We start from the raw sequence: 17122 nt of genomic DNA on the forward strand, positions 1-17122 counted from the left end.
CCTCCGGCACCTCCGACGGTCGCCCCGGGGACGTCGGACCCCGCGGACGCCGACAGGGGCGGCCCCGCGCTGCGGGACCGCCCCTGCTGGGTGGTGCTGGTGCTACCGGTGCGGCAGCGGTGGACTCAGAAGTCCATGCCGCCCATGCCGCCGTCGCCACCGGGCATGGCCGGGGCGGCCTTCTCCGGCTTGTCGGCGATGACGGCCTCGGTGGTGAGGAACAGCGCCGCGATGGAGGCGGCGTTCTGCAGCGCCGAGCGGGTGACCTTGGCCGGGTCGATGATGCCGGCCTCGACCAGGTTCACGTACTCGCCGGACGCGGCGTTGAGGCCGTGGCCGGTGTCGAGCCCGCGGACCTTCTCCGCCACGACGCCGCCCTCAAGGCCGGCGTTGACGGCGATCTGCTTCAGCGGCGCCTCGAGCGCGACGCGCACGATGTTGGCGCCGGTGGCCTCGTCACCCTCGAGCTCGAGCTTCTCGAACGCGACGGTGGTGGCCTGCGCCAGGGCGACGCCACCACCGGCGACGATGCCCTCCTCGACGGCGGCCTTGGCGTTGCGCACCGCGTCCTCGATGCGGTGCTTGCGCTCCTTGAGCTCGACCTCGGTCGCGGCGCCGGCCTTGATGACGGCGACGCCACCGGCCAGCTTGGCCAGGCGCTCCTGCAGCTTCTCGCGGTCGTAGTCGGAGTCCGACTTGTCGATCTCGGCGCGGATCTGGTTGACCCGGCCCTGGATCTGGTCGGTGTCCCCGGCGCCCTCGACGATCGTCGTCTCGTCCTTGGTGACGACGACCTTGCGGGCCCGGCCGAGCAGCTCGAGACCGGCGTTCTCCAGCTTGAGGCCGACCTCCTCGCTGATGACCTGGCCACCGGTGAGGATGGCGATGTCGGTCAGCATGGCCTTGCGCCGGTCACCGAAGCCCGGGGCCTTGACGGCGACGGACTTGAAGGTGCCGCGGATCTTGTTCACGACCAGGGTCGCGAGGGCCTCGCCCTCGACGTCCTCGGCGATGATGGCCAGCGGCTTGCCCGACTGCATGACCTTCTCCAGCAGCGGGAGCAGGTCCTTGACCGAGCTGATCTTGGAGTTGACGACGAGCACGTACGGGTCGTCGAGGACGGCCTCCATGCGCTCGGCGTCGGTGACGAAGTAGGGCGAGATGTAGCCCTTGTCGAAGCGCATGCCCTCGGTGAGCTCGAGCTCGAGGCCGAAGGTGTTGCTCTCCTCGACGGTGATGACGCCTTCCTTGCCGACCTTGTCCATCGCCTCGGCGATGAGCTCACCGATGGCGGCGTCGGCGGCGGAGATCGACGCGGTGGCGGCGATCTGCTCCTTGGTCTCGACGTCCTTCGCGGTCGAGAGGAGGTACTCGGTGACCGACTCGACGGCCTTCTCGATGCCCTTCTTCAGAGCCATCGGGTTGGCGCCGGCGGCGACGTTGCGCAGACCCTCGCGGACGAGCGCCTGGGCCAGCACGGTGGCGGTGGTGGTGCCGTCACCCGCGACGTCGTCGGTCTTCTTCGCGACCTCCTTGACGAGCTCGGCGCCGATCTTCTCCCAAGGGTCCTCGAGCTCGATCTCCTTGGCGATGCTCACACCGTCGTTGGTGATGGTGGGAGCGCCCCACTTCTTCTCGAGCACGACGTTGCGGCCCTTCGGACCGAGGGTCACCTTGACGGCGTCGGCGAGGGTGTTCATGCCCCGCTCGAGACCGCGGCGAGCCTCTTCCTCGAAGGCGATCATCTTGGCCATGTGGTGATGTCCTCCATGCATGGATCGCTGCACGGCCGGGACCGGCGCCCGCGACGGACGACACCGGCGCCGCGGACGCTCCGTCGGTCCGCGCACCAGTGCCTCACCGTTCCGACCTGGTTGGCACTCGGCACTGTCGAGTGCCAACCGAGAGTTTGGCACTCGACCCTGCCGAGTGCAAGAACGGGGGGTGACCGGCGCCTGTTCCCGGCCGGCGTGACCGGGCTCGCACGCGGCGCGCGGCGGGCTCCCACCAGCCATCGCCGTCCCCCTGCCGGACACCCACCCCACCGGAACGGCGGGTACGGGGACGGCGAGCGGCCGCACGGCTCCGCCCGACAGGGGGACGGCACGTGGCCGCGGTGGGCGACCGACGAGCGGGGCCCGAGGGTCCCCGAGGAGGGACGCGGCCGCACGGCTCCGCGGCGGTGGGGGACGGCACCTGGCCGCGGGTGGAGGCCGGTAGGCCGACAGAGAGCACAGCACAGCACGGAGGCCCGGCCCCCTGCAGGGGACCGGGCCTCGGTGAGGACCTGGGTGGCTCAGGCGACGCGGACGGCGTCCGCCTGCGGCCCCTTCTCGCCCTGGACGACCTCGAAGGTGACCCGCTGGCCCTCGTCGAGGCTCTTGTAGCCGTCCATCTGGATGGCCGAGTAGTGGACGAAGACGTCCTGACCGCCGTCGACGGCGATGAAGCCGAAGCCCTTCTCGGCGTTGAACCACTTCACGGTGCCCTGTGCCACGTGCGCTCCTGCATTCGTGCGTGCGGACGAACCCCGCTGACCGGGGCCGGGTTACTCGCTCTCCCGCCCGTCGGACACGAACGTGGAACTCGAACCGCGCGAGACGGTACAGCACGGGAGCGCAGGTGAGAGAGACCTCACGCAGGAGTCACACCGGAGGGGTAGGCGGCACCCTTCCGGAACGGGTCCGACTGTACCAATCAGCCGATGAGCCCCGCCGACCGGACCGAGCGCAGCGACGGCTCCACCCGGTGCGTGGGCCCGACGACCGGCTGCAGCGGGTCGAGGGTCTTGAGCCCCTCGCCGGTGTTGAGCACGACGGTCTCCCGGGCGGGGTCCAGCCGGCCGTCCTCGACCAGCTGCCGCAGCACCGCCACGGTCACGCCGCCGGCGGTCTCGGCGAAGACGCCGGTGGTGCGGGCGAGGTCGCGGATGCCCCGGACGATCTCGTCGTCGCCCACCCGGCCGACGGAGCCGCCGGTGCGGCGGACCGCGTCGAGCGCGTAGGGCCCGTCAGCGGGGTTGCCGATGTTCAGCGACTTCGCGATGCCGGTCGGCTTCACCGGCTTGACGACGTCCCACCCGTTGTCGAAGGCGGTCGCGATCGGGTCGCAGCCGGCCGACTGGGCGCCGAAGACCCGCCACTCGGTGGCCTCGACGATGCCGGCCGCGGCGAGCTCGCGGAACGCCTTGTCCACCTTGGTCAGCAGCGACCCCGACGCCATCGGGATGACGACCTGGGCCGGGATCCGCCAGCCGAGCTGCTCGGCGATCTCGTAGCCCATCGTCTTGGAGCCCTCGGCGTAGTAGGGCCGGACGTTCTGGTTGACGAAGGCGGTGTCCTCGAACTCGTCGGTCTCGGCGAGCTCGCTGGTCAACCGGTTGACGTCGTCGTAGGAGCCGTCGACGGCGACCAGCGTCTGCCCGTAGACCGCCGACTGGACGACCTTGCCCGGCTCCAGGTCGGCGGGGATGAAGACGTAGGAGGGCAGCCCCACCCGGGCGGCGTGCGCGGCCACCGAGTTGGCCAGGTTGCCGGTCGAGGCCGCGGCGATCTTGGCGTACCCCAGGCGGCGGGCGGCGGTGGCGGCCAGGGAGACCACGCGGTCCTTGAACGAGTGGGTGGGGTTGGCGGAGTCGTCCTTGACCCACAGCCCGCCGGTGAGACCGAGCTCGGCGGCCAGCCGGTCCGCGCGCACCAGCGGCGTCATGCCCGGGTCGAGGGAGACGCGCTCGGCGGGGTGCTGCCCGACCGGGAGGAGGGCCGCGTAGCGCCAGATGTTCTGCGGGCCGGCCTCGATCTGCTCCCGCGTGACCGCCTTGAGCAGGTCGGGGTCGTAGTCGACCTCGAGCGGGCCGAAGCACTCGGCGCAGGCGTGCTCGGCGATCAGCCCGAAGGTGGCGCCGCAGTTGCGGCAGACGAGCCCGCGGGCCGGACACGGGGGGACGGGGCCACCCGCGCTGGAGTCCGCCTGGGCAGAACCGGGAGCGGTCAGGGTCATGCGACGACTACCTCCTCATCTTCCCCGCGCCGGGCCGTCGAGCCGGGCGGGACGGAATTGGCACCTTCCGCGATGCGGCGGTTGCCGGGGCTTCGTCGGGCCGTGTCCCTCTGCCCCTCTGGATGAGTGGAACGGCCGGAGTCTACCCGGGCGGCCGGCGTCCCCGCGGACCCGGCGAGGATGGGCGCGTGAGCGCGCGCATCGTCTACACCGACCTCGACGGCACGATGGTCGGCCCGCGGGGGTCGTTCTGGCACACCGCGGGACGCGACCTGACCGCCGACCCCGCGGCGGCGCTGCTGGACCTGCACCGGGCCGGCGTGGCCCTCGTGCTGGTCAGCGGCCGGACCTTCGAGCAGGTGGTCGAGGCCGGGCGCATCTTCGCGGCGGACGGCGCCATCGCCGAGCTGGGCTCGGTGGTCAGCTGGGACGCCGGCCGCGGGGTGCACCGGATGGCCGGGGAGCTGCCGGCCGCGCACGCCGGCCGCACGCCCGTGGAGGTGATGGCCGAGCTCGGCGTCGTCGAGGACCTGGTGGCCGCGCACCCCGGCCGGCTCGAGTGGCACGCGCCGTGGCACGCCACGCACACCTCCGACGCGCTGCTGCGCGGCCGGGTGGACCCGCTGGCCGTGGACGCCGACCTGGCCGCCCGAGGGCTGGGCTGGCTGACCCTCAAGGACAACGGGGCGATCACGGCGACCACCCGCATGACGCTGGTCCCCGACCCGGCGCCGCCGCGGGTCTACCACCTGATGCCGCGCGGCATCTCGAAGGGCGCCGCGATCGCCTGGGACCTGGCGCGGCGGGGCCTGGGCCCGGAGGACGCGGTGGCGATCGGCGACAGCGTCAGCGACCTGGAGATGGCGCCGGCGGTCGGCCGGCTGTTCATCACCGCGAACGGGGCGGTGGTCGACGGGATGGCCGACCGGATCGCCGCCGTCCCCAACGCGACCGTGACCGACGCGGCGATGGGCGAGGGCTGGGCCCAGGCCGTCCGCGCCAGCCTGTAGGCCCCGTCCAGGGCACCGCCCCGAGCGTGCGAGGGGTGGGGGGACGGGGTCCGTCAACCGGTCACGACGTGACGTCGCGGCGGGCGAAGTGGCGGAAGCCCAGCGCGGTGAACACCGCCGCGTACACCAGCGACTGGACCACCCCGCGGAAGAGGTCGCCGGAGTCGACGGGGGTCTGCAGGAGGTCGGTCCAGGCGAACTCCTCCGCGGTGGGGAACCAGTCGCGGATCGACCCCAGCTGCTCGACCTGGTCGAGGATGGCGAACACGAACATCGTGAACACCGCGCCGCCGACCGCGGCCAGCGGCGCGTCGGTGATCGTCGAGAGCCAGAAGGCCAGGGTGCCGACGACGAGCAGGTGGACGGCGAGGTAGCCGACCATCCCGGCCAGCCGCAGCAGCGCCTCGCCCTGGTCGAGGGAGAGCCCGACCGGCGTCCGCAGGTCGCCGAAGCCGAAGGCGAGGCCGCCGGCCACCAGCGCCACGGCGACGAGGGTGACCAGCGCCCCCACCGAGAGCACCAGCGCGGCGTACCACTTCTGCCGCAGCAGGCGCGCCCTGGGGATCGGCGTGGCCAGCGCGTACCTCAGCGAGCCCCACTGCGCCTCGACGGCCACCGTGTCGCCGAAGAACAGCGCGTACACGACGACGAGGAAGAACGACGTCGTGGCGAACAGCACGAACAGGGTGAAGTTCAGGCCGCTGGCCGTGGCGACGTCGACCAGGTTGATCCGGCTGTTCTCCGCCGCCTCCTCGCTGCCGCCCAGCTGGAGGGCGCCGATGAGGATGAGCGGCAGCGCCACCATGAGCGCGAGGACCCCGAGGGTGCGCCGCCGCTTGAACTGGCGGCGCAGCTCCACCGACAGCCGCAGCGTGCGCTCGGGCCGGTACCCGGCGACGGCGCCGGTCGGCTGGACGTGCCCGGACACGGTCATCGCGTCTCCTCCCCCACCAGCGCCAGGAACGCGTCCTCGAGCCGCCGGCGCGGCGTGAACGCCTCGACCTCGACCCCGGCCTCCACCAGGGCCTGCAGCGCGCGCGCCCGGCTGGTGCCGTCCAGCTCGGCGACGACGCCCTCATCGGTCCGCTCCGCGGCGACGCCGGGCAGCCCCTCCAGGACGGCGACCGCCCGGTCGGCGTCGGCGCCGTCGGCGAGCCCGACGAGCACCGCGCCCCCGGCGCCGACGATCTCCTCCACCGTGCCCTGGGCGATCTTCTGGCCCTTGGCCATGACGACGACGTGGCTGCAGGTCTGCTCGATCTCGCTGAGCAGGTGGCTGGAGACGATCACGGTGCGGCCGGTCGCGGCGTAGGAGCGCAGCACCTCGCGCATCGCGTGGATCTGCGGCGGGTCCAGCCCGTTGGTCGGCTCGTCGAGGACCAGCAGGTCGGGCAGGCCGAGCATCGCCTGCGCGATCGCGACCCGTTGCCGCATCCCCTGGCTGTAGCGGCGGACCGGCCGGTCGATGGCCGCGCCGAGGCCGGCGACCTCGATCGCCTCCTCCATGTGCGCGTCCTCGGCCGGGCGGCCGGTCGCGGCCCAGTACAGCCGGAGGTTGTCCCGGCCGGAGAGGTGCGGCTGCAGGCCGGTGCCCTCCACGAACGACCCGAGCCGGGAGAGCACAGGGGCGCCGGGGCCGGCCGCGTGCCCGAAGATGCTGATCCGCCCCTCGGTCGGCCGGATCAGGCCCATGAGCATCCGCAGCGACGTGGTCTTGCCCGCGCCGTTGGGACCGAGCAGCCCGAGCACCTGGCCGCGCCGGACCTCGAAGGACAGGTCGCGCACGGCGACGAAGCCGTCCTTGTATGCCTTGGTGATGCCGGTGAAGCGCAGCGGCACGTCCTCGCCGTCGGGCTCGACGTGCGAGACGACGCGCCGGCGCCGGCGGCCCCACAGCACGGCCGCCAGCCAGCCGAGGAGGCCGAGCGTCACCAGGACGCCGAGCAGCACCCACCACCGGGCGACCCCGGCGGTGGCGCTCGTCTCGCCGGGGACCTGCGGGGCGGCGAGGACGGCGCCGTCCCCCACGGGGGCGATGCCGTAGACGGTGGGCTCGGCGGGCAGCGCGAAGGCCTGGTCGGTGGTCGAGACGACGACCCGCATCGTGTGGCCGGCCTCGAACCGGTGCACGATGCCGGGCAGCGTGACCGTCACCGTCGTCGGGGCGGCGGGGTCGGCCGACAGCCCGGTGAGCGCCAGCGGTGCCACCAGGCCGGCCGGCAGGGTGGTCACCCCGTCGGGGCCCACGTCGTAGAGCTTGGCGAACAGCGTGGCGGTGCCCCCGGGCGCGGTGACCGCGAGGTCGACGGTGCCGGCGCCGACGACCTCGACGGCCTGGTCCAGCGGCGCGCTCTCGAAGGCGGCGGACTGGCCGGGGATCTCGATCGTCGTGCCGCCCAGGGCCGCGGTGAGCGCCCCGAGACCCGGGTAGGTGGTCAGCGCCGCCGGCGAGCCACCGGCGGGTGCGGTGACCGGCTGCACGCCGCCGGTCAGCGGGACGGCGACGCGGTCGGCCGGGGCCGTGCCGTCCAGGCCGGGGTAGGCGTCGGCGGTGACGGTGCGACCGCCGCCGCCCTGCACGGCCAGGCCGCTGGCGACGCCGGTGGGCGCGGGGAACTCGAAGGCCGGGCCGCCGTCGCCGGCCCGGGCGGGGTCACCGGCGTCCCGCAGGTACCGGTCGAACCAGCCGGCGACCCGCTCGCGCAGCCGCTCGGTGGTCTCGGCCGAGGCCTGGGCGTCGTGCCCGCCCTCGTACCAGACGACGGCCACCGGGGCCCCGGTGGCGGCGATGCCGCGGGCGTTGGCGTCGGCCTGGTCGAGGCCGAACAGCGAGTCCTGGGTGCCCTGCACGAGCAGGGTGGGCACGTCGACGCGGTCGAGCACACCGGCAGGGCTGCTCCGGTCGAGCACCGCGGCGATCTCCGGCGTCAGCGTGCCCGTCGTCGCGGCGTCCTGGTAGGCGGCGCACACCTCGGGGCGGAATCGGCCGCAGGTCAGCAGCTGCTCCACCGTCGCGGGGTCCAGGGACGCCGGGTCCACGGCCGGAGCCGCACCCCCGGGGCCGCCGCCGGGAGCCCCGGGCCCACCGCCCAGCGCGTCGAGCAGGCCCCCGGTGGGCGCGCCGCCGATGCTGAAGAACAGCCCGGCCCACACCTGCTTGAAGACGCCGGTCTCCCCCGTCGCGGGCGCGGCGGCCACCGTGGTGGGCTCCGCGTCGCCCACCCGGGAGGGGAAGAAGGCGGTCGTCAGCGAGTTCCAGGTGATCTGCGGCGCGATGGCGTCCACGCGGTCGTCGTAGGCCGCACCGAGCAGGGCCAGCGCGCCGCCGTAGGAGCCGCCGGCGACGCCGACGCGGGGGTCGCCCGGCGCGTCGAGCAGCACGTCGTCGCGCCCGGCGAGGCGGTCGAGCAGCGTGGACAGGTCGGCGACCTCGAAGCGCGGGTCGTTGAGGCCGATCTGCCCGGTGCTGGCGCCGAACCCGCGCGCGGAGTAGGTGAGGACGACGTAGCCGCGGGTGGCCAGCGCGCGGGCGTCCTCGGCGACGGAGTCCTTGCTGCCCCCGAAGCCGTGCGCCAGGACGACGGCGGGCGCGGGGTCGGCCGGGGTCGCGGAGTCGGGGACGAACAGCGTGGTGTCGAGCTCGACGGCGTCCGCCCCGCTGCCGGAGGGGACGCGCGCCTCCTCGGTGGCGACCGCCGCCCCCGACCCGTCCTCCGCCGCGATCGCCGCCGGGGTGGCCGCCGGGGTGCCGGCGACCAGGACGGCGGTGAGCAGAGCGGTGAGCAGGGCCGCGAGCGTCGCGCGCGCACCGGGGCGCGGGCGGGGACGCACGGACCCGGGGACGGGACGCACGAAAGCGCCCAACGGGCGAGCCACGCCCGGTGTTCCGCGGCGACCGCTCGCTGCCGCCGGCCCCCCGCGGCGACCGCTCAGGGCCGCCAGTCCCCCGCGGCGACGACGACGATGCCGGGGGCCGCGACGTCGGGCACCTCGAAGAAGCGGGTGGCGACGGTGGTGATCTGCGGGAAGTCCTGGGCCAGCTGCTCGGCGGCCTGCTGCTGGGCCGGGTCGCCGGCCGTGTAGTAGACCGTCGTCGCCGCGACGTCCCCCCCGGTGTAGGCGCCGACGCCCGGGGACTCCCAGCCCTCGGCGCCGAGGGCGGCGGCGATGTCGGCGGCCAGGCCGTTGATGCCGGTGGCGTTGAGCACCGTGACGGGGCTGCGCACGGGGCCGGCCGGGGCCTCCTCCACCGGCGGCAGCGGCGCCACCGACAGCGACGGCAGCGCGCTGGGGACGGCGGGCGCGGACGCCACCGGGGTTGCCGTGGCGGGCGCGGCCTGGCTCTGCGCCGCCTCGCGGGCGTCCGAGGCGGTGAAGGAGTGGACGCCGAGGACGAGCAGGGCGATGACGGCGACGGCCAGCAGGCCGGTCGCGGCCCGCCGGACGCCCGAGGGCCGGCTGTCCGGGTCGGCGGCGCGCAGGGCGGAGGCGCTGACCCCGGCTCGGCGGGCGGCCTTGCGGCGCTCGGCCTCCAGGGCCTGCCGCTCGGCGCGCATCGCGGCGCGGCCGCCCACGACACCGGTCGTGGGCCCGGTGACCGGTCCGGGGGCGGCGGCCGGCCGGCGGCGGTCGTCGTCGCCGAGGTGGTCGCGGAGGTGATCGAGGTGGTCGTCCCCGTGGTCGTCGAGCTTGTCGAGGTCGTCGAGGTCGTCGTCGCGGCCCCGGGCCGGGGTGCGGTCGGGGATGGCCTCGGTGGCCGGGGCCGCCGCGCGGCCGCGGGCGGGGGTGCGGTCGGGGATCGCCTCGGTGGCCGGGGCGACCGGGCGCTCGTCGCGGGAGGGGCTGGTCCAGTCCCGGTAGCCGGGCTGCCCGGGGGTGGGCTGCCCGGGCGTCGCGGCGGGCGCCCAGGCCGGCGCGGTGGCCGACGGCCGCTCCGGCTCGGCGGGGAGCTCGTCGGGGAGGGGGTCCTCGCCGTACCCGGGCGTGGGCACGGCCTGGAAGGGCGCCACCGTGGTCCTCGGGCCGACGTGCACCGGCGTCGCCGGGGCGGCCGGCGGCGCCGAGGACGGCGGGAGGGGCAGGCGCGGGCGGGTCAGCGGCGCGGGCTCCGGCGTGCGCGCCGGCTCGGCGGTGCCGGAGGACTGCCCGGTGGCGCCGGACCGGGCCGGCACGGGCCGCAGCGGGCCGCCCGAGCGGCCGGCAGCGGGCGGCACCGGGCGCGGCGGGGCCGGCCGGCGGCGGCCGGGGTCCTCCGCCACCGGGAGCAGCCCCTCGCGACGGCGGTCGGCACGGCTGCGGCCGGGAGTGGTGGGCTGGTCGTCGAGATCGGGCTCGACGGGCCTCCGGGGCTGGTCGGTACGGCGGCGACCGTGCGGGAGAGGGGCGCTCCCGCGCTCCGTTACGTCACTGCCTGACGCCGCGTGCCTGCCCACGGTGACCAAATCTAGCCCGCGGAACCCCCCTTGCCCAGGACCTGCGACGAGCGGCGCTGCCCGCGGGCGGCCCGGACCCGGCGCAACCGGCGCACGAGCAGGGGGTCGGCCGCGAGAGCCGCGGGCTGGTCGACCAGGGCGTTGAGCACCTGGTAGTAGCGCGTCGGCGGGACGCCGAAGCGGTCCCGGATGGCGGTCTCCTTGGCCCCGGGCCGGCGCCACCACTGCCGCTCGAAGAGGAGCATCTCGTGCTCGCGGCGGGACAGGCCCGCGGGCGGCGGTGCGGCCTCGGGGGCGGGTGGCCCGGTGGCGGGCTCGGTGACGGCGGGCTCGGTGACGGCGGGCTCGATGACGGCGGGCGGCGGGTTCCCCTCGCCCCCCGGCGGGGAGACCGCGGGAGCTGGGTCGAGCGACATCGGAGGTCCTTCCCTGGCGGGTCGTGCACCGTCGACGGTAGACCCGGGGGACGACGGTCCGGGGACGACGCTCACACCGGTGCGGGCGCCACCTCGGCGGCCCTCCGGCGGGCCCCGGCGCGGGCCTGGCGGAGGCTGTCGGCGGTGAACACCGCGAGGGCCACCCAGACGATGACGAACCCGGCCAGCCGCGCCGGCGGCATGGGCTCGCGGTAGACGAAGACGCCGATCGCCAGCTGCATGAGCGGGGTGACGTACTGCAGCAGGCCGACCGTCGACAGCGGCACGCGTCGGGTCGCCGCGGCGAACAGCAGCAGCGGGATCGCCGTCGCCACGCCGGAGCCCATGAGCAGCAGCAGGTGCCCGGTGCCCGCGGTGCCCGCCGTCCCCTCGCCCCGCGCCTGCAGCACGGCCAGCACCACCACGGCCGGGACGACCACCAGGGCGGTCTCGACGAACAGCCCGGGAGCCGCGGCCACGCGCACCAGCTTCTTCATCAGCCCGTAGAGGCCGAAGCTGGCGGCCAGCGCCAGCGCGATCCACGGCGGCCGGCCGTAGTCGACCGTGAGCACGGCGACCGCGACGGCGGCGGTGCCGACGGCCACCCACTGCAGCGGCCGCAGCCGCTCGGCGAACACGACGACACCGAGGAGCACGCTGACCAGCGGGTTGATGAAGTAGCCCAGCGAGGTCTCGACGACGTGGCCGGAGTTGACCGCGACCACGAACACCAGCCAGTTGACGGCGATGAGCAGCGCCGCGCCCAGGAGGACCAGCAGGGTGCGCCGGTCGGCGACGGCGGCGCGCACCGCGGCCCAGGAGCGGGCGACCGTCAGCAGCAGCGTCACGAAGACCAGCGACCAGACGACCCGGTGGGCGACGATCTCGACCCCACCCGCGGGCTCCAGCAGCGGGAAGTACAGGGGGAACAGGCCCCACATGCCGTAGGCGGCCAGTCCCGAGAGCACACCCAGCCGCCGCTCGTCCACGGCGGGCACGGTACGCCCGGGCACCGACCGCGCCCGGGAGCGGCCTCAGCCGGTCTGGATGTAGTCCACCAGCCGGGCGCGCTCCTCCTCGAGCTGGTCCAGCCGGGCCTTGACGACGTCCCCGATGGAGACGATGCCGACCAGGGCGCCGTCCTCCACGACCGGGACGTGGCGCACCCGGTGGTCGGTCATCGTCCGCGCCAGCTCCTCGACCCCGGCCCCGGGGACGCACGTGTGCACCTCGGCGGTCATGACCGCCGAGACCGGCTCGTCGAGCACGCCCGTCCCCTGCTGGTGCAGGCCGTGGACGACGTCGCGCTCGGAGACGATGCCCTCGACCGTGCGCCCGTCGGAGGAGACGACGAGCGCGCCGATGCCGTGCTCGGCCAGGCGGTCGAGGGCCTCCCGGACGCTGGCGGAGGCGGCGATCGTGGTGACGGCCGAGCCCTTGCGGCGGAGCAGGGAGCGGATGTGCACGGCGGGCCTCCCCGGACCAGGCGGTGGCGCGAAGTCTGCTCCCCGCCGGTCCTCCGGGGCAATCCCCGCGCAGGTGGGCGCGGACCGTTCGGCGGCCTACCGTCGGGACGTGCCCTTCCGACCCCGTGGCGCCACCGCCGGCCGGACCGCCGCGTCGGTCCCCGACCGGCCCTCGCCGCTGCAGTGGCTGCGCTACGCGCTGGGCGGCGGGCTGCCGTCCCGGCTGTCCCCCTGGGTGCTCTCCGACACCACGCGCCCGGGCTGGGTGGGCCGCCACCTCGCCCGCGCGCTGGTGCAGCTGACGCCCGTGCTGGTGCTGTGCCTGGTCGCCGTCCCCGTGCCGCTGGTCTACCGGCTGTCCGCCGCGGCCGGCGGCCTGCTGATGGGGCTGGTCTTCTCGCTGGCGTTCATGGTCGAGACCACCGAGCACCGCGTCTCCAAGGCCGGCTACCCGGTCGGCACGGCGGCGCGGCTGCGGGAGCGGCGCGTCGAGCGCGACCGGCTCGAGCGCCGCTCCCCCTACCGCCGGGACGGCGCGGGCAGCTTCGACTGAGCCACCCGCACCGCCCCGGGGACCCGGTCAGTCGGCCTGCGCCTGCAGCACCGTGACCTCGCCGGCCGAGATCGCGACGTCGCCCTCCTCCGCGGAGAACCAGCCCGCGGCGTCCTCGAACAGGTCGTCGGCGGCGATGCCGAAGTCCTCCTCGAACGTGTCCTGCTGGACCTGGTAGACGGTCCCGGTCACCTGCACGACGTCGTCGACCCCGAGCGTCGGCGGCTCCCCGGTCCACACCACGGGGATCGGGTCGCCCACGTCCCCGCCGATGAGGAAGGACGCACCGACGTCGGCGGTCGGCGTCAGCTCGGAGACCGCGGCGCTCACCGTGACCTCCTCGCCCAGGTAGCTCTCGGTGTCGCCGAAGAAGGCGGTGGTGTCGTCGCCGGCGCTGGGGTCGGAGATGACGTCGCCGCCGGTGACCCCACCCTCTTCGAGGACGCCCACGCGCTCGTCGATGCCGGCGAGCTCGTCCTCGAGCTCCTGGAGATCCTGGGTGGTGACCTCACCGGCCTCCGGTCCGGCGGAGTCGCTGCAGCCGGTGATCCCGGCCAGCCCCAACCCGAGCGCCACCACTGCGGCAGTGCTGCGGCCGGCCCGCCCGCGAAGACCCGGGACCGCCTTGCTGCTCGTGCTCATGTCGTACCTCCTCGCACGGCCGGCCGCACGGCCCGCCTCGTCGTCTGGCACCACAGGCCGTGCCCGGGGCCACGGGTGGCACGCGAGACCGCGCGGTGTGTCACCGGGCCGCAAACGTCCGTCGCAGTTCCGTGACCGCCGGCTCGGTGGCCGACCGGCGCAGCCGCGCTGGTGGAGAGGCCGGACCGCCCGTCGCGGGGCCGGCGCGGGCCCGCAGCCGGGCTGCCGAGCCGTCACCCGGGAGTCACGGAACTCCCAGGGAAGCGGGAGGGAGAGCCGACGCGGGGACTCGAACCCCGAACCGCCCGATTACAAGTCGGGTGCGCTGCCAGTTGCGCCACGCCGGCGGGACATGGGAACAAGTCCCGGGACAAGGATAGGGACAGCGCAGGGGACAACTGCGCGGCACTGGACGACCGCGCGTGCCGAGCCTCGTGCCTGTCGGCCCGCACCGGGTCTCAGGTGACGACGCGGTACCACACGCGGGCGCGGAAGATCTGCTCGGCGCCCGTGCGGACCACCCAGGCGACCGGTCCGCACACGTCGACGAGTTCGTCGTCGGCGTACCCGAAGCGGCCGTCGAGCAGCCCGGCAACGCGTGCGATCACCGCCGTGGCCGCCCAGGCCGGAGTGGTGAGCTCGCCACCCGGGGCCAGCGCGGAGACGAACGGCATGAGCGTCGCGCGGGAGAGCGACGGATCCGCGGGCCGGTACCGGTCGTGCCGCCAGGGGAGCCTCGTGGGCCTGGCCACCCACCGGCCCCGGTCGACCAGCCAGGCGGTCATCTCGACGAGGCCGACGTCGGCGTCCTCGATCACCTCCGCCAGCGACCGTTCGGGGTGCGCGAGGATCTGGTGCACCAACGCCGCGTGCGGCGGGTCGTCTTCAGCCGCGGCGACCACGGCGACGTGGTCCGGCTCGTCGACGAGCCTCCCGTGCAGGGCCAGGTCGACGAGGATCCCGGCGCGCACCGCCTGGTCGGCCCAGTGGGATGTCGCGATCCGCCCGTCCCGCTGCAGGCAGAGCAGCGCCAGCCGCGTCGCGACACCCTCACCGGAGAGCGCCTTCGCGATCCCGGCTGCACTCATGGCCGAGGAGAGCGCCGGCGGCGAACCCGCCACCACACCAGTACGTCCAGTGAGGCCCCGACGACGAGGTTGAGCAGGTAGCCCCACAGCGGAGAACGACCTCTCAGCACCACCATCTGCCGCGGCACGGACGCGAGCACGGGAGTGCCGAGCTGCCAGGTCACGAGAACCCACCCGGCGACCGAGCGCTGTCGGGGCGTACGCCCATCGGCGCGCTGGTACCGCTTGATCCAGCCGTGCACTCCCGCGTTCACGGGGAGCACGAGGTAGGGCCCGGTCTGGACCCCGGTGCCTCCGGCGAGCCGGCGCACCAACGGGAGCAGCCCGTGGGTGGGCGTGGCAAGCAGGTAGGAGAGGTAGAGCCCCTCGAGGTACCGCGGCCGCCGCACCGTCTCGGGCACGTCGCCGGACGCCCGCTCCTCCATCGTCCCCTCCGCAGGTCGCGTCACCGCCGCAGCCTGCCCGCTCCGGCCACGCGTCCCCCACCAGCGGTGTAGCAGCAGATCTTGATGGCCGTAACCGCCCCGGGCCAGCCGAGGGTGCAGGGCCACGGCCGAGGCCGGCCGGGTGTCCGGAGTCGATCCCGAGGCCTCGGTCATCGCACCGGTGGGCAAGCGGAGCCTGCGTGATCAGGCTCCTCCGCGCCGCGACGGCGAGCGCGGAGCCCTGTTGAGCCGCACGGCTCGTCCCGGCCCCGTCTGCCAGCGCCACCCCACGACCCCGTAGCCACCCAGGACGACGAGGTTGAGCCAGGTGCCCCAGGGCCAGCGCCCCTCGGCCGCCGAGAACACGAGGAAGCCGACCAGGACTGCGCCGAAGGCAGCGAAGAGCACCACCAGCCACAGCGGGAGCAGCCGGCGTCCGCCTCCCGGTCCTGTCTGTCGCTCGGCCAGCTCCACAACGGCCGCCCGCAGGCGGTCGTCCTGCAACTCACGGCCCCAGGTGGCAGCACGCTCCACCACCGGCACTTCACCCCGCTGGAGGTCGTGACGCCGCTTCATCTCCAGGGGGACGTACGCGTCCGCCTCCGTCCGTGAGCGTCGCCACGCCTGACGACCACCGGCCCGCCAGGCGACGAGCGGGACGCCCACCAGCACGAGCACCGCTGCCGCGATCGCGATCACCACGACGGGATCCTGGACGAGCCGCGTCGGCGTCGACATCCCCAACGCACGCAGTCGCCCGGACGTGTGGGCTGGATGCAGCCCCACGCCGACATCGCCCGGGCCGGGGCGGCTGCCCGGGCCATCGGGCCGGGGGGCACCGGTCGGGACGGCGGAGTCGGGATCGGGGATCGGCAGGCCGGGATGCCCGTACGCTGATGTGCCCAGCAGCCTGCGGAAGGCCCGGGATGAGCGAGCCGGGAGCCCTCCTCGCCACGGCGCGGTCAGCGGTCGGACGTCGCCGCTGGGCTGACGCCCACGCCGCGTACACCGCCGTCGGCGACCTGTCGCTGCTGTCCGCGGACGACCTCGCCGCCTTCGCCGACTGCGCCTGGTGGCTGTGCCGGGTCGACGAGTCGGTGGCGCTCGGCACCCGTGCGTTCGGCGCGTTCCTGCGGGCAGGCCGGCCCCGGTCGGCGGCCACGGCCGCGCTCGGCGTGGCGGTCAACCAGCTCATGCGAGGGGAGGACGTGGCCGGGTCCGGGTGGCTGGGCCGGGCCGCCGAACTGCTCGCAGACGAGCCCGAGTGCGTGGAGCAGGGCTACCTCACCTACCTGCTGGAGGTCGAGTGCGCGTTCGGCGACCCCGACCGGGAGGCGGTCCTCGCGGCCGCGCGACGGGTCCGGGAGCTCGGCCGTCGGCTCGGGGACGCGACGCTGGTCGCCTCCGGCCTGCTCGGGGAGGGGCGGGTGCTCGTGCGCCAGGGCCACGTGCGCGAGGGCATGGCCCGGTTCGACGAGGCCATGGTGTCCGTGGTGTCCGGCGAGGTCCTGCCGGAGTGGGCCGGCAACATCTACTGCCACCTGATGTCGGCCAGCTACGAGCTCGCCGACCTGCGCCGGGCGTGGTCGTGGGTGCGGGCGACGTCCCGATGGCTGGAGACCCTGCCCCTGGCGGCGACGTACCCCGGCATGTGCCGGGTGCACCGGGCGCAGGTCCTCCAGGTGGCCGGCGACTGGGAGCGCAGCGAGGCCGAGGCCGCGCGGGCGTGCACCGAGCTCGAGGGGGTCGCCGTCCTGCCCGCCGCCGAGGGCCACTACCTGCTCGGCGAGCTGGCCAGGATGCGTGGCCGGCGCGCGGCCGCCGAGGAGTCCTACCGCCGTGCGCACCACCTCGGCCGGGACCCGCAGCCGGGGCTGGCCCTGCTGCGTCTGGGACAGGGGCGCGCGGGAACCGCCGCGGCGTCGATCCGCTCCGCGTTGCTCGCCGAGACGGTGGACCCGCTCAGCCTCGATCCACCGTCGATCTTGGTGGAGTCCGCGAGCGCCTGATCTGATCTTGGTTGGCTGGCGTGGCCGTGGGTGAGCCGCCGGTCTGTCCGGCTCTTCCACTGTCGGTCTCCGTCGGGCCCGG

The 17122-nt window shown here is 75.1% G+C and carries 16 protein-coding genes, 1 tRNA gene and 1 riboswitch; of the genes, 3 read left to right on the forward strand and 14 right to left on the reverse strand.

Annotated features, from left to right (window positions below; all coding sequences use genetic code 11):
* Positions 1–125: 125 nt before the first annotated feature.
* The 3 genes from groL to thrC all read right to left on the reverse strand — a co-directional run bounded on the left by groL (position 126) and on the right by thrC (position 3999).
* Positions 126–1754 carry a chaperonin GroEL gene (gene groL, locus D0Z06_RS21510; protein WP_117379586.1) on the reverse strand — a complete coding sequence of 543 codons (1629 nt, stop codon included), beginning with the start codon at positions 1752–1754 and terminating at the stop codon, positions 126–128.
* Positions 1755–2296: 542 nt separating this feature from the next.
* Positions 2297–2497, reverse strand: a complete 201-nt coding sequence (locus D0Z06_RS21515; RefSeq protein ID WP_091218572.1) for a cold-shock protein — start codon at positions 2495–2497, stop codon at positions 2297–2299.
* 200 nt (positions 2498–2697) lie between these two features.
* Positions 2698–3999 (reverse strand): threonine synthase, encoded by a 1302-nt coding sequence (gene thrC, locus D0Z06_RS21520; RefSeq protein ID WP_199522465.1) that lies wholly within the window; start codon positions 3997–3999, stop codon positions 2698–2700.
* Positions 4000–4011: 12 nt separating this feature from the next.
* Positions 4012–4128: riboswitch (SAM riboswitch) on the reverse strand.
* Between the two features lie 59 nt (positions 4129–4187).
* Between thrC and D0Z06_RS21525 the strand changes: the two genes are divergently transcribed.
* The gene (locus D0Z06_RS21525; RefSeq protein ID WP_117379587.1) at positions 4188–5009 is read left to right on the forward strand and encodes an HAD family hydrolase; all 822 of its coding nucleotides are present in this window, start codon (positions 4188–4190) and stop codon (positions 5007–5009) included.
* Positions 5010–5070: 61 nt separating this feature from the next.
* On the opposite strand, the gene D0Z06_RS21530 is transcribed toward D0Z06_RS21525, so the two are convergent.
* The 6 genes from D0Z06_RS21530 to D0Z06_RS21555 form a co-directional block, all read right to left on the reverse strand.
* Entirely contained in the window at positions 5071–5943 is an 873-nt protein-coding gene (locus D0Z06_RS21530; protein ID WP_117379588.1) for an ABC transporter permease, read from the reverse strand.
* Positions 5940–8840, reverse strand: a complete 2901-nt coding sequence (locus D0Z06_RS21535) for an alpha/beta fold hydrolase (protein ID WP_233517877.1) — start codon at positions 8838–8840, stop codon at positions 5940–5942. Before D0Z06_RS21535 ends, D0Z06_RS21530 begins: the two co-directional genes overlap by 4 nt.
* Before the next feature lie 98 nt (positions 8841–8938).
* On the reverse strand, positions 8939–10180 hold the full coding sequence (locus D0Z06_RS21540) for a LytR C-terminal domain-containing protein (protein WP_147332103.1): 1242 nt from the start codon (positions 10178–10180) through the stop codon (positions 8939–8941).
* 272 nt (positions 10181–10452) lie between these two features.
* The gene (locus D0Z06_RS21545; protein WP_117379591.1) at positions 10453–10857 is read right to left on the reverse strand and encodes a DUF3263 domain-containing protein; all 405 of its coding nucleotides are present in this window, start codon (positions 10855–10857) and stop codon (positions 10453–10455) included.
* A gap of 71 nt (positions 10858–10928) precedes the next feature.
* Positions 10929–11846 carry an EamA family transporter RarD gene (gene rarD / locus D0Z06_RS21550; protein WP_117379607.1) on the reverse strand — a complete coding sequence of 306 codons (918 nt, stop codon included), beginning with the start codon at positions 11844–11846 and terminating at the stop codon, positions 10929–10931.
* 45 nt (positions 11847–11891) lie between these two features.
* Entirely contained in the window at positions 11892–12323 is a 432-nt protein-coding gene (locus tag D0Z06_RS21555) for a CBS domain-containing protein (protein WP_117379592.1), read from the reverse strand.
* Between the two features lie 109 nt (positions 12324–12432).
* On the opposite strand from D0Z06_RS21555, the gene D0Z06_RS21560 reads away from it, so the two are divergent.
* Positions 12433–12876 (forward strand): DUF5313 family protein, encoded by a 444-nt coding sequence (locus tag D0Z06_RS21560; protein ID WP_117379593.1) that lies wholly within the window; start codon positions 12433–12435, stop codon positions 12874–12876.
* A gap of 27 nt (positions 12877–12903) precedes the next feature.
* Here D0Z06_RS21560 and D0Z06_RS21565 read toward each other — a convergent pair whose 3' ends face one another.
* The 5 genes from D0Z06_RS21565 to D0Z06_RS21585 all read right to left on the reverse strand — a co-directional run bounded on the left by D0Z06_RS21565 (position 12904) and on the right by D0Z06_RS21585 (position 15769).
* Entirely contained in the window at positions 12904–13518 is a 615-nt protein-coding gene (locus tag D0Z06_RS21565) for a hypothetical protein (protein ID WP_147332104.1), read from the reverse strand.
* Between the two features lie 274 nt (positions 13519–13792).
* Positions 13793–13865 (reverse strand) — tRNA-Thr (locus D0Z06_RS21570).
* 111 nt (positions 13866–13976) lie between these two features.
* The gene (locus D0Z06_RS21575) at positions 13977–14606 is read right to left on the reverse strand and encodes a GPP34 family phosphoprotein (RefSeq protein WP_147332105.1); all 630 of its coding nucleotides are present in this window, start codon (positions 14604–14606) and stop codon (positions 13977–13979) included.
* A complete protein-coding gene (locus tag D0Z06_RS21580) occupies positions 14603–15055 on the reverse strand; it encodes a hypothetical protein (protein ID WP_147332106.1) in 453 nt (150 codons plus the stop codon). The genes D0Z06_RS21575 and D0Z06_RS21580 overlap by 4 nt, the downstream gene beginning before the upstream one ends.
* 180 nt (positions 15056–15235) lie before the next feature.
* Entirely contained in the window at positions 15236–15769 is a 534-nt protein-coding gene (locus D0Z06_RS21585; RefSeq protein WP_147332107.1) for a hypothetical protein, read from the reverse strand.
* Between the two features lie 188 nt (positions 15770–15957).
* Between D0Z06_RS21585 and D0Z06_RS21590 the strand changes: the two genes are divergently transcribed.
* Entirely contained in the window at positions 15958–17040 is a 1083-nt protein-coding gene (locus D0Z06_RS21590) for a hypothetical protein (protein WP_117379598.1), read from the forward strand.
* Positions 17041–17122: the final 82 nt, after the last annotated feature.

The sequence above is a fragment of the Geodermatophilus marinus genome, assembly GCF_003428645.1.
GTDB lineage: Bacteria > Actinomycetota > Actinomycetes > Mycobacteriales > Geodermatophilaceae > Geodermatophilus.